Genomic DNA, 11630 nt, shown 5'->3' on the forward strand with positions numbered 1-11630 from the left:
GTACCCATGCCGCCGCCAGTGCCGGTACCCATGCCGCCGCCAGTGCCGGTACCCATGCCGCCGCCAGTGCCGGTACCCATGCCACCGCCGGTGCCGGTACCCATGCTACCGCCGGTACCCGTGCCCATGCTGCCCCCTGTGCCGGTGCCCCTGTTAGTACCGGTCCCCATGTTGCCGGTACCACTCCCCATGTTGCCGGTGCCAGTCCCCATGTTGTTACCGGTTCCCATGTTGCCGGTGCCGGTCCCCATGTTATTTCCGGTACCCATGTTGTCGGTGCCGGTCCCCATGTTGGTTCCGGTACCCATGTTGTCGGTGCCGGTCCCGGTTGTGCCGCCGGTGCCCGTGCCGGTGGTTCCGCCGGCACCTACCGTTCCGCTCTCAGTACCCATTGTGGTGCCGGTACCGGTCGTGCCGCCCCCCGTGCCGGTACCGAAGGTGCCGCCGGCTCCGGTGCCCACCGAACCGCCTCCGCTAGGCTCTACGGTGAAGTCACTGAACGTTCTTGTGTGTGCCCCCGTTCCAGCGGGAAGATCGGAGCTGGAGGTCCCCATACTGGACGACCCTCCGGCGCCGGTACCCATGCTGGAGCTGGCGGAGAAGCCGACTCCGGCATTGAGGCAGATCAAGCCGGCTATTGCCACTGTCGTTAACAGCAATGTTTTAACCCTTTTCATGGTTGTACCTCCTCTCTACCTCCGAGGTATATCCCTCCCCTCCTCCGGAGAGGGTGGCTGACCCGTTGGAGCACATCCGCGCGTGCTCCCCTTGCCGCTCTTCCAGATTGTGCTTCCCCGCACTCCGGGAGAGGGCGCTGTTGCAATTTTCACAAATATTATTTATCGCCATATGGACTTTTTATTCACAACATCAGTTTATCTTACTAATATCTCTTGCAGCCTGAAGCTGTCAACACTTGTTAAAAATACGGGTAATCTACAATTAACATACACAACACAAATAAAAGTATAACTTATCCGTATTTTTTTGGCAAAGTATTTGGTTTTTTCGCTTTAATTAGTATTAAATATTATACGCACGCCCTTTTTTTATGCTTAACTTCATAGTTGTTTGAAATATGAAGCAACATCGAAGGGTTAGTCATATCAATTGCACCCCCTTCCGAAGCAGCGACTGCACATCAAGATACTGCACCATCTCTCATTATCGTCCTCACATGCTTCCGTGCCCCTCCCGCTTGTGAAGAGTACCAAGACGGCACCCCTCCACAAATCCGTTGCAGTCGCCGCCCAGGAAGCTTGATGTCCTGCCATGAAAAATTACAAGAAAACTGCTTGCTTGCACCTCCGTGTTTCTATAGAATTGCTCCCTGCCCTCGCCCACAGCACGCTAGCTGCCAACTCCAGGATATGGAGGCTTTGCCATGACCGGTCGTCACGAGATCCAATCACACCTGAAGGGGGAAACCCTGGTTCGGAAGGGATTGATGCGCAGACATGCCGAGACCACGACCTTGAGGCTGGTCCCCGACCTCAACGTCATCAAGATCGGCGGCCACGGCATCATCGACTACGGCCGTGAGGTGGTCTTCCCACTCATGGAGGAGATAGGGACCCTTTCGCAGCAGCAAAAGGTCCTGGTGGTGACGGGGGGCGGCGTGAGGGTCAGACACATCCTCGACATCGGCATCGACCTCGGCATGCCCACCGGCGTGCTGGCCGAGCTCGCCAGCAAGATCAGCGAGCAAAACGCGGAGATCGTCACCCTGCTCCTCTCCAAGTGGGGCGGCACCCGCGTCAAGACCGGCGATCTGCTGGAACTTCCCACCCTGCTCCACCTGAACCTGCTGCCGGTCATCCACGGCACCCCGCCCTACGGGCTGTACGAGCATCCACCCGAGACCGGGCTCATCCCGCCCCACCGCACCGACACCGGAGCGCTCCTGATGGCCGAGGTACTGGGTGCCAAGAGCTGCATCCTGGTCAAAAACGTGGACGGCCTCTACACCGAGGACCCCAGGGTCAACCCGAAGGCGGAGCTGATAGAGGAGATCACCGTCGAGGAACTGATCAAGCTGGACATGGAAGACATGGTATTGGAGCGGAAGATGCTCTACCTGCTGCGAGACACCACCAACGTGAAGGAGATCAGGATCGTCAACGGCCACCAGCGCGGAAATATCGCCAAGGCGAGCAGAGGGGAGAAGGTGGGAACGGTGATCAGAGTATGACAGCCGGCGGGTGGCGGTGCATACGGCAAATGCTTTTATAGAGGTGAAAGATTAGTGTATACTCCTTGCTATACCCTCCGAAGTACCCAGGGAGGACAAAGGAAAGGAGGCACCCTTTTATGGCAGGAAAGATCTTTTATCGGCAGAGAACGAAGATGCAGGACGGGGCCAGGCAGCCGCGTTACATCCTGGTGGCCGTCCACGACCTCAACCTCAAGGTGTACGGGCAGCACCTGCGCATGAGCGAGCTCAAGTTCATCGCCGAATCGGTGGGAGCCGAGCTGGTCGAGCTGCCGCGCGGCCCCAAGCACGAGCACGACGACGAGGTCGAAAGCCACCACGGCCACGAGCACGCCGCCTGACCTCGCGGGCAGCACAGACAAAAAGAGGGGGAGCCGATTCGGCTCCCCCTCTTTTTTTGCGGCACCGGCGGATGGGGTCCACCCCGTCCACCCCGTCCACTCGCGTCCATTTCGTCCACTCCCCGCAGACCGCCCCCGTCACACCCGGTTCGCCTTCAGCTCCTTCAGCGAATAGAAGGTCCCCCGCCAGTAGATGCCCCCCTGCAGCAGGTTCAGCAGCATGGTTCGCAGCATGATATAGACGAACAGGACCGAGGTGAGCGGATACCCGACGGCGTACCAGGAGCGGGAGCCGTGGAAGCGGGTGCTGTCGGCCACCGCCAGCAGGATGAGCGCCGCCACCGCCAGGTAGACCAGCCTTACCGGACCTGCCGTCACGAAGATCGCCACAAACGGCCAGACGCTGCAGAGCGAGTGAAAGAGGACCCCCAGCAGCACCAGCGGGATGTTGTAATCCGCCCCCGAGAAGGCATTTTTCTCCAGCCCCCTGATCACCTCTCCCACCGACGCGTACCACTCCACCGACAGCAGATCGGGAGCGTAGGCAACATCCTCCCGGAAGCCGGCCCCCTTCAGGACCTTCCCCAGCTTGATGTCATCGTCAGGACGCAGCCGTATCGCCTGGTGGCCGTCCACCTGCCGGTAGGCGGCGGCGCTCACCATGTTGAAGGCACCGATCCCGATGTGGCAGCGGCTCTTGGGGTCGCGCGCCTTCCAGGGGCGCGCGAAGAGGGAGAAATAGATGATGAAGGAGGCGCCGAACATGGCCAGAAAAAGGGTAGGCATATGTACCGACGGGGTCACCGCCAGGTGGTCGAGCCGGTGTTGCCTGAAGAAGGCGACCGCACGTCCCAGCACGCTTTGCTCCATGAAGATGTCGGCGTCGGTGAAGAGCAGCAGCTCCCCGGTGGCCCGCTGACTCCCCACCCACAGGGCGTGGTTCTTGCCGAGCCAGCCGGGGGGGAGGGAGTCCACGTGGATGACCTTCAGCCGCGTATGCTTGTGCGCCAGCCGGTCCAGGATCGCCCCGGTATCATCCTCGGAGCGGTCATCCACCGCGATGATCTCGTAATTGGGGTAGCCAAGCCCCAAAAGTGACTGCAGCGCTTCGCCTATGTGGCGCTGCTCGTTGCGCGCCGCCACCACGATGGAGACCCGGGGGGCGTCGTCGCCGGCAACCGGCGGGACGTCGCGCAGGGCGACCACGCGCCGGTTTCCTATCACCAGGTCCAGCACCGAGAGCAGGGTCAGTACAAGCGTCGCAACAGCAACAGACAACAGGATGGTGGTCACAGGGGCATTCTCCGGGTTACTTCTTCATCCTCGTGGTTAGCGCTTCACCTGGCAGGGCTCATTATCCGCTGGATCTCCCTGGGGAGCGAGCCGATCCAACCCAGCTCCAGCACACCCCAAATCCCGACCAGGATCGCCTCCGCCGCATCGTGGCGAAGGGAGGTTGGACGCGAGGCACCGGACCAGTCGATGATCCTGCGCGCCATCTCCCCCGCGTGTCTCTTGGCATCGGAGCCGCTTCTCTGCTCGCGCGGCAGCAGGAAAGCCTGGCGCCAGACCTCGGCCCCCACCCTGCGCACCGCGATCCCCCGCTGCTCCGCCTCCTTCTCCCAGACCACCGCCAGGTTGCCGCCCCCCTCGATCACCAGGGCGGCCACCCCCGGCACCCCGTTCAGGATACCGTGCGCCCCGCGCCTGAGCCTTTCCGTGCTGCCGAAGTTCTGCGAGCGGTACCATATCAGCCTGCCGTCCTCACCGTAGAGGGCAAGCCCCGTTTTCAGGCCGAGGTCAACGGCGAGCAGCAACCTCATCAGGGCTCTCTCTTCGAGAAATGGATGCTCACCCGGTCCCGCACCTGCTGGAGCTGGAACCCCTGGTTCACGACCTCCTGCTCGATGGCCGGCATGTGCAAGGCCCCCCAGGGGACCACCACGTTGTCGTAGCGGTCGAGCGCCTTGCGGAGCTGTTTGATCACCACCTGGTTGCGGCGGTTGAGGATGTCGTCCATGATGGTCTGCTGCATGGCCGGCGTCACGTTCTTCTCCGACCAGGCGACGGAGGCGAGCAGCTGACTGGACAGGGTCGGGCTCTCGTTCATCTGCTTGCCGAGGCTGTCGAGGAACCAGACGGTTACCGGCTGGAAGGAGCTGATGTCGACGTCGGCCCGCAGGATGTCTATCCCGCCGCGGTCTTTGCGTTGCCGCGCCGGCAGGGAGCGCTCCAGTTCCTCCTGGTCGATCATCCTTCCCTCGAAGCGCATCCGGTCCTGCTGCGTGGCGAGCCCCAGGTAACCAGCCAGCTTGCCGTAATCCGGACGATTCTTCAAAAGCTCCCTGCTGTCGGAGACCCCCTCCGCCAGGATAAGGGTGCGGCCGGGCGCCGCCGCCCCTACCACCTTCTCGTAATAGTCCTTCTCACCGACGTGGATCATGCCGGCCAGCCTGATGGTCTGGCTGCCCCGGCGGTAGACCTTCTCGGACATGTGCAATCCGTCCGGGGCGATGTGCATGAAACCCGAGGTGAACTTCTCCATGTAGGCATTGACGGTGACCGCCAACAGAAGCACCAGGAAACAGGGGAGTACCAGCAGGTTGACGGCGGCGAAGGTGACCGTGTTCTTAGGACTGAAAGAGGGACGGTCGAACAGCTCGGGCGGCATGGTCAAGGAAGGGCGTCCCCGCCTGCTGAAACAGTTCAACGGGAGCAGGCAGAGAGCGAGCTGCGCCGCGGAGATCAGGAGGCCGAACGGTGTCGAGCCAGACAGTGAGGGGACCAGTAACAGGGCGAACAGGCAGGAGAACACGAAGATGATCAACGGCAGGAAGACCCGTTTGGGAAGCCGCCGGTCGATCCCCAGGCAGAGATAGACGACCGGGGCCACCAGGATCACCAGGTTGGCGACCATCCGCTGCAGAGAGTCCAAAGGAGAAAGCGGGGCGATCAGCCGGACGAGGTGGTCGAGAAAGGAGATGGCCCCGTCAGCCAGGAACAACAGCAGGAACAGATTGCCGAACCGTCTCATCATCGCTTTCATCCCCCTCAGGAAGCCATCGCTTGCCACTGGCCCCATCATACGGGGTGCGGAGGTGCTTTGTCTACTCTTGTCCTCCCCTCAAGCTGGCCGCCCGTTTTCCGCTCCAGGGGGGCGCCGGTTGGAAGGCGCGGGTGCCGCACGGCATCAGGCTGCACCCTTTCGCCCGACGTACACCGATATGGGCACCGTGTAGATCACTTCTCCCCCCTCTCTTCGGGCGTTGATACCGAGGCGGTCGACGCCGATATCGTTCACCACCATCTCCCTCAGCACCAGTTCGTCCCCCGGCTTCGGGAAGGAGGCCCGCAACTGGTCCTCAAGTTTGATGTGGACACCGTAGTTCGTGGTCCGGCAATCGAGCAGTCCCGACTGGCTGAACAGCCCGGCCAACTCCTCCCGGGTCAGCGCGTGGGTGTGGGAAGGGTCCCGGATCAGCTCCAGCCGGTCATAGGCTTCCACCTTGTCGCACTCCATCGCTACGTCGGCGACCAGCACCCGGCCGCCCGGCCGGCAGACCCGGATCATCTCCCTCAGCGCCTGGGCCGGAGAGAGGAGGTGGTGGAAGCTGTACCTGGTGACCACCAGGGAAAAGGCGTCGTCCGGGAAAGGGAGCGGGAGGGCATCGCCCACCAGCCAGGCCAGGTTTGTCAGCGCTGCCTCCTGCTGGCGCTTGGCCGCCTGTTCGATCATGGCAGGGGTGATATCGATGCCGGTGACCGATTCGGCATGGCGGGCAAACTCACAGGCGACGATCCCCGGGCCGCAGGCGACATCCAGCACCTGGTCGCTTGCCGAGACCTCGGACATGGCGATCAGCACCTGCAGGGCGTCGTAGTGTCCGGGCACCTGGGTGAAGGTGACCGACTGCCGGGAAAACTGTTCGACGATCTCCGCCTGATGCCGCGACCTTTGCTCATCCACATTTTGCGCATCCATCTGCTTTCTCCTTTCCTGTCCCGCCGATAAGAGAGCGCTGGCAAGCTCGGCCCCACCGTCCCGTGCCAGCACCACGTGATGATTTCTGATGCTGCAATATAGCTTGTCTCCCCCCTGTCAGTCTTGCTATATGTGGACAATGGATACCGAGAAACTGCCAAAGTTGCCACCGGTGACGGTGGGGTTCACCATCGATCCCTCCCTGCCGGTCATACCGCTCTCCATGGAGGTCAGTCAGGCCGGCTGCGCGGCTCCCCACGCCCACCCGCGCGGGCAACTGATCTACGCAAGCAGCGGGGTGATGCGGGTCATCTGCCGGCATGACATCTGGGTGGTGCCGCCCTCCCAGGCGGTCTGGGTACCGCCGGATATGGAGCACGAGGTCTATTTTCCCGGTGAGGTCTTCCTGCGCAACCTCTTCGTCGATCCATCCTTCTGCCAGGGACTACCGACCAACTGCACGGTGATCAAGGTCTCTCCGCTGTTAAAAGAACTGATCCTTCAGGCCGTCAAGATCGGCGACAGCTACCGCGGGGAGAGTGGCGAATTCCGGCTGATGCTGGTGATCCTCGATCAACTCAAGGAGGCCGAAGCAACCCCGCTGCATCTGCCGATGGGGCGTGACGAACGGCTGCTGCGGGTCATGGAAGAACTGCTGAAAGATCCCGGCGACCGGCGGGAGTTGGAGGAGCTTGCCGGGTTGGCCGGTGCCAGTGCGCGGACCCTGGCGAGACTGTTCGTGCGCGAGACGGGACTGACCTACGGAGCATGGAAGAAGAGGCTTTTGTTGCAGGAAGCCATCGACCGGCTGGGCAGGGGCGACAACGTGACGCGGGTGGCCTTCGACCTGGGCTACCAGAGCCTGAGCGCCTTCATCGAGATGTTCCGTCGCAGCCTCGGCACCTCACCCGGCCAATACTGGCAGCAGTCCCTCTGAAGCAGAAGGTGGATGGACAAAATTATTTTCACGGCCACGTTAAATTTTGTTGACATGAATATTCCATAGTGATATCAGACAACAACATAGTTTCCTCAGATACACGACAATACTAAACCATCCGCGAGGATGGGACGGAAAGCCTAGAGGGTCTCTCTGAGACAGCCGGGATGCCGAAATATCTTCCGATATTCAGGCCCCGGCTTTTTTAGTGTCCGCGTGGGACGCCAAGCCACCCTGCCCGCCAGCGGGGCCGCCAACGAAACAGACAAGGCACCCAAGGAGACCCCATGACCGATTTACTGACAGCGCCTGCCTCGATTTTTGCCATGATCGCCGTTTTCGTTCTCATCTCCGCCTGGCTGGCCGATTACCTGGGAAAGGTAAGCGCCGACCGGATGGAAGACGCGCAGCGACTGCGCAGGAAGAAAAGGTCCTAAAGAAACGCTCCTCCTGAATAAGTACTATCCGCCACATCCCGACACCTTCTATCCAACGGGGAGATCTTGTTATGGGAGCTATTGTAGACGTTCTGCTTGTGGACCGATCGGACGTAATCGCCCTGAGGCTCCAGTACCCCCATGCGGTGCTGACCAACAAGACCAACACCGACCACCGCATCCAGGAATACGACCTCGTCATCCCGGAAGGGAGCTGCACCGAGGAGAGCTACTACGAATTCCTGCTCGATCATCTCATAGCGACCTCGTCCAGGAAGTTCCAGGCCAGGTACTCCCACGACCATAACTTCAGGGAACGGATGAAGGCGAGGGCAGACGAGAACCTGCGCAGAATGAAGAGGAGCATGACCGAGCGGCAGACAACGGAGAAATCGCAGCAGTAAAAGATGCGTCCGCATCGAACAGGGCGGTCAGCGAGGCGGGGGACAGCGCCCCCTCCAGCTACGGAATGACCATGTACTAGAAAACGAGGAGGACCGGCTAACCAAGCCGGTCCTCTTTTTTATGATCACTACCGCCGCCCCGCTCTCCTTCCCCACCTTGAAAGGGGAGTGGGGATTCCCTCTCCCGTTATCACACGTACATGGCAATCAGGCGGAGACCCTGATGGGAAGTATCACCGTGGTCAACCCGCCCCACTGCAGCCGGCGCTGGATGGCGAAGGCGGTCTCATTGTGCAGCATCCGGTGATAGAACTTCTCCAGCCGGAAGGTGAGCTGCCCGGTGAAGACCGTGGAGCGGGGATATTCGCTGGAGACCTCCGAGCAGATCTCGGTGGCGCTCTCCACCACGTCGGTCGCCACCGCCATCCGGTATTCCGCGGCGAAACCAAGCCTCCGTGCCAGGTCGACGTACTTCTCCAGCCCGGCCTTGACCGATTCCTCCAGGGCCTCCACCTCCTCGGCCCCCTTGAAGGAACCGGAGTCGACCACCGCCACCGCCACGAAGACGATGTTCTTGTAGGTCTTGGGGAAGGTGGTGACGATGGAGAGGAGCGTGTGGACCCCGAAGCCGCTGTAGCCGGAGACCAGCTGGATGGCGGTCTGGGCGTTGGGGTCGAGCGGCGCGTTGTTCACCGGTCCCGTGGTGGGGAAGTCGAGCAGCGCCTCATCCAGCTGGCTTACCGCCTTGCGTATCCGGACGTAGTGGCTCTTGATGACGTAGCAAAGGCTGATTACCACCGAGGTGATCAGCAGGGTGATCCACCCTCCTTCCGAGAACTTCTCGAAAATCGTGATCACCAGGATGGAGACGCAGAGCACCAGGCCGACCAGGTGCACGCCCAGATGGCGCATCCACTGGGGGTCCTCCTTGCGCCGTCCGATGAAGAACTTGGACATCCCGAGCTGTGAAAGGGAGAAGGTGATGAAGACGTTGATCGAGTACATGACCACCAGCGCGTCGACCGAGCCGCGGGTGTAGAAGAGGAGTGCGATGGCGGCGGCGCCGATCAGCACGATGCCGTTACGCATGGTGAGCCGGACCGAGAGCGCCGCGAACCGGTGCGGCAGCCAGGAATCGATCGCCATGTTGGACATGACCCGCGGCCCGTCCACGAAGCCCGCCTGGGCGGCTACCAGCAGCAGCGCACCCTCGGAGAAGATGGTCACGAAGGCGACCCAACTTCCCATCGGCCACCTGGCGAACAGCGAGTCGGCAAGCACCGAGTTGAGCGTCTTTCCCTCCACCGGCTTCAGGTCGAGGAACAGGTAGCAGAGCAGGATGAGGCTCGCGGTGAAGGCGAGCGAGGTAGCCATGTAGAGCATGGTGCGCTTGCCGGTCTGCACCCGCGGCTCGCGCATGATCTGCAGGCCGTTGGAGACCGCCTCGATCCCCGTGTAGGTCCCGCCCCCCAGCGAGTAGGCCCGCATGAAGAGGAGCAGGATGCCGAAGACCCCTATGGTGGAGACGTCGTGGTGGATGCCGCTGCTGAAGTTCTTCACCACCGGCGCCACCCGGTCGGCATGGATGCTGACACCGTAGACCAGCATGATGATGTGGGTGATCACGAAGACCATGAAGATGGGGGCGAGCACCGTCACCGACTCCTTGACCCCGCGCACGTTCAGCACGATGAGGAAGAGGATCAGGAAGCAGGAAAAGGGGACCTTGTAGTGATGGAACTGCTGCGGTACGTAGCTGAACATGGCGTCCACGCAGGAGGCGATGGAGATGGTGATGGTCATCACGTAGTCGACCAGCAGCGCGCTGCCGGAAACCACCCCCGCCTTTTCCCCCAGCAGATGGCTCGCCACGATGTACCCGCCGCCGCCGTGCGGGAAGTGCTCGATGATGCGGGAATAGGCGTAGGAGATGATGAAGACGGTGAGTCCGGTAATGAGGGCCAGCAGCAGCGCCAGGTAGGTGTGGCCCCCCAGCGCCTTGAAGGCCTCCTCGGGGCCGTACGCCGACGAGGAGAGGCCGTCCGCTCCCAGGCCGACCCAGGCAAGGATGGGGATGAGCGACATGCTGTGGAAGAGACCTCGGTCCTTGAGATGCTTGGGCGCTCCGAAGATGGCGCGTTTCACCCTGTGATAGATTGAATCGCTGGCGACAGAACTGGAATGCATATAACCTCCCGGGCTGCAGCGCAACCATGTTGATCACGCCCACCCGTAATACTGAAGAGCTGACCGGAAGGTTAGCAAATCCCGCATAAAGGCGATGTTAAGATGGGTCTCGATGACATCAAGAAAACATCAAGATCGCCGTCTGGATGGGGTTCAAAAATGCAGCACACCGTGGTAAGGTACCCGGACCGACACATCTGAGGGAGGTAGGGATGCGCATTGCCATTGTGGGCGCCGGCGCCTTGGGACTTTACTACGGAGCGATGCTGCAGCGAAGCGGAGAGGATGTCCACTTCCTGCTGCGGCGCGATTACGACGCCGTTTCCAGAAACGGCCTGCGGGTCTTTTCCATCAACGGAGACTTCCAGCTGCCCAAGGTGCAGGCCCACCGCACCCCGGACACCATCGGCGTGGTCGACCTGGTGCTGGTGGGGTTGAAGACCTTCGCCAACGTCCACTACCGGGAGCTGATCACCCCCCTGGTGGGCGAGGGTACCGAGATCCTGACCCTGCAAAACGGCCTGGGGAACGAAGAGGTGCTGGCCGAGGTATTCGGCGGGGAGCGGGTCATCGGCGGCGTTGCCTTCCTCTGTTCCAACCGGGCGGAGCCGGGGGAAGTGCATCACCTGGGAGCCGGCCGGATCGTGCTGGGAGAATACCGCCGGTTGGAGGCAGCCCGCATCGAGCGCCTCGCCGCCCTCTTCAGCAGGGCCGGCGTCCCCTGCCAGACCACACCCGACCTGACCCGCGCGCGCTGGGAGAAACTGGTCTGGAACATCCCCTTCAACGGGCTGTGCGCCCTTGTGCAGCAGCCGGTCGACCAACTGCTGGCGAAGAGCGCCACCCGGAAGCTGGTACGGGAGCTGATGATCGAGGTGATCAGCGCCGCCAACACGCAGGGGCTGCTGTCGCCCATCGGAGAGCGCTTTGCCGACGCCATGCTCGATTTCACCGACAAGATGGGGGTCTACAAACCGTCCATGCAGATCGACCGGGAGGAGGGGCGCCTACTGGAGATCGAGGCGATCTTCCGCACCCCCCTCTGCTACGCGGAGAAGCAGGGGATCGCCATGCCGCGAGTGGAGATGCTGGCAACCCTCCTGGAGCAGGCCACCCTGGTGTGAGGT

12 protein-coding genes and 1 riboswitch are annotated in these 11630 nt (G+C 61.7%); of the genes, 6 read left to right on the forward strand and 6 right to left on the reverse strand.

The features are described 5' to 3' along the window. Positions 1-677, reverse strand: a 677-nt coding sequence (locus VJ604_RS07600) for a hypothetical protein (RefSeq protein ID WP_324081258.1), incomplete at its 3' end; no start/stop codon positions are given. A 707-nt stretch (positions 678-1384) separates the two neighbouring features. On the opposite strand from VJ604_RS07600, the gene VJ604_RS07605 reads away from it, so the two are divergent. Together VJ604_RS07605 and VJ604_RS07610 are read left to right on the forward strand one after the other, a co-directional pair. Beyond that, a complete protein-coding gene (locus tag VJ604_RS07605) occupies positions 1385-2191 on the forward strand; it encodes an amino acid kinase family protein (protein ID WP_324081260.1) in 807 nt (268 codons plus the stop codon). A 119-nt stretch (positions 2192-2310) separates the two neighbouring features. Beyond that, positions 2311-2553, forward strand: a complete 243-nt coding sequence (locus VJ604_RS07610; protein ID WP_324081262.1) for a hypothetical protein — start codon at positions 2311-2313, stop codon at positions 2551-2553. Positions 2554-2691: 138 nt separating this feature from the next. Here the strand turns inward: VJ604_RS07610 and VJ604_RS07615 are convergent, their stop codons facing one another. The 4 genes from VJ604_RS07615 to VJ604_RS07630 form a co-directional block, all read right to left on the reverse strand. Further along, positions 2692-3831 carry a glycosyltransferase family 2 protein gene (locus VJ604_RS07615; RefSeq protein ID WP_324081264.1) on the reverse strand — a complete coding sequence of 380 codons (1140 nt, stop codon included), beginning with the start codon at positions 3829-3831 and terminating at the stop codon, positions 2692-2694. 59 nt (positions 3832-3890) lie between these two features. Further along, positions 3891-4376 carry a hypothetical protein gene (locus tag VJ604_RS07620; protein WP_324081266.1) on the reverse strand — a complete coding sequence of 162 codons (486 nt, stop codon included), beginning with the start codon at positions 4374-4376 and terminating at the stop codon, positions 3891-3893. Further along, the gene (locus VJ604_RS07625; protein ID WP_324081268.1) at positions 4376-5599 is read right to left on the reverse strand and encodes a TraB/GumN family protein; all 1224 of its coding nucleotides are present in this window, start codon (positions 5597-5599) and stop codon (positions 4376-4378) included. The genes VJ604_RS07620 and VJ604_RS07625 overlap by 1 nt, the downstream gene beginning before the upstream one ends. Positions 5600-5743: 144 nt before the next feature. After that, the gene (locus tag VJ604_RS07630) at positions 5744-6535 is read right to left on the reverse strand and encodes a class I SAM-dependent methyltransferase (RefSeq protein WP_324081269.1); all 792 of its coding nucleotides are present in this window, start codon (positions 6533-6535) and stop codon (positions 5744-5746) included. Positions 6536-6674: 139 nt separating this feature from the next. Here VJ604_RS07630 and VJ604_RS07635 point away from each other — a divergent pair, with 139 nt between their 5' ends. The 3 genes from VJ604_RS07635 (at position 6675) to VJ604_RS07645 (ending at position 8316) form a co-directional block, all read left to right on the forward strand. Next, positions 6675-7472, forward strand: coding sequence for an AraC family transcriptional regulator (locus VJ604_RS07635; RefSeq protein WP_324081271.1), 798 nt, complete (start codon positions 6675-6677; stop codon positions 7470-7472). Between the two features lie 101 nt (positions 7473-7573). Continuing rightward, positions 7574-7650: riboswitch (cyclic di-GMP riboswitch) on the forward strand. A gap of 112 nt (positions 7651-7762) precedes the next feature. Then, positions 7763-7912 (forward strand): hypothetical protein, encoded by a 150-nt coding sequence (locus tag VJ604_RS07640; protein ID WP_324081273.1) that lies wholly within the window; start codon positions 7763-7765, stop codon positions 7910-7912. Positions 7913-8010: 98 nt separating this feature from the next. Then, positions 8011-8316, forward strand: a complete 306-nt coding sequence (locus tag VJ604_RS07645) for a hypothetical protein (RefSeq protein WP_324081275.1) — start codon at positions 8011-8013, stop codon at positions 8314-8316. 207 nt (positions 8317-8523) lie between these two features. Here the strand turns inward: VJ604_RS07645 and VJ604_RS07650 are convergent, their stop codons facing one another. Then, a complete protein-coding gene (locus VJ604_RS07650; protein WP_324081277.1) occupies positions 8524-10503 on the reverse strand; it encodes an APC family permease in 1980 nt (659 codons plus the stop codon). Positions 10504-10715: 212 nt separating this feature from the next. Between VJ604_RS07650 and VJ604_RS07655 the strand changes: the two genes are divergently transcribed. After that, positions 10716-11627: a putative 2-dehydropantoate 2-reductase gene (locus VJ604_RS07655; protein ID WP_324081279.1), complete on the forward strand. Its 912-nt coding sequence runs from the start codon at positions 10716-10718 to the stop codon at positions 11625-11627. Positions 11628-11630: the final 3 nt, after the last annotated feature.

This window comes from Geomonas sp. (assembly GCF_035254065.1).
Taxonomy (GTDB): domain Bacteria; phylum Desulfobacterota; class Desulfuromonadia; order Geobacterales; family Geobacteraceae; genus Geomonas.

Bases quoted from the DNA above. Each gene is read 5' to 3' on its own strand.
- VJ604_RS07605 (WP_324081260.1), top strand. From the start codon at position 1,385: ATGACCGGTCGTCACGAGATCCAATCACACCTGAAGGGGGAAACCCTG.
- VJ604_RS07610 (WP_324081262.1), top strand. From the start codon at position 2,311: ATGGCAGGAAAGATCTTTTATCGGCAGAGAACGAAGATGCAGGACGGG.
- VJ604_RS07620 (WP_324081266.1), bottom strand. From the start codon at position 4,376: ATGAGGTTGCTGCTCGCCGTTGACCTCGGCCTGAAAACGGGGCTTGCC.
- VJ604_RS07625 (WP_324081268.1), bottom strand. From the start codon at position 5,599: ATGAAAGCGATGATGAGACGGTTCGGCAATCTGTTCCTGCTGTTGTTC.
- VJ604_RS07630 (WP_324081269.1), bottom strand. From the start codon at position 6,535: ATGGATGCGCAAAATGTGGATGAGCAAAGGTCGCGGCATCAGGCGGAG.
- VJ604_RS07635 (WP_324081271.1), top strand. From the start codon at position 6,675: ATGGATACCGAGAAACTGCCAAAGTTGCCACCGGTGACGGTGGGGTTC.
- VJ604_RS07640 (WP_324081273.1), top strand. From the start codon at position 7,763: ATGACCGATTTACTGACAGCGCCTGCCTCGATTTTTGCCATGATCGCC.
- VJ604_RS07650 (WP_324081277.1), bottom strand. From the start codon at position 10,503: ATGCATTCCAGTTCTGTCGCCAGCGATTCAATCTATCACAGGGTGAAA.
- VJ604_RS07655 (WP_324081279.1), top strand. From the start codon at position 10,716: ATGCGCATTGCCATTGTGGGCGCCGGCGCCTTGGGACTTTACTACGGA.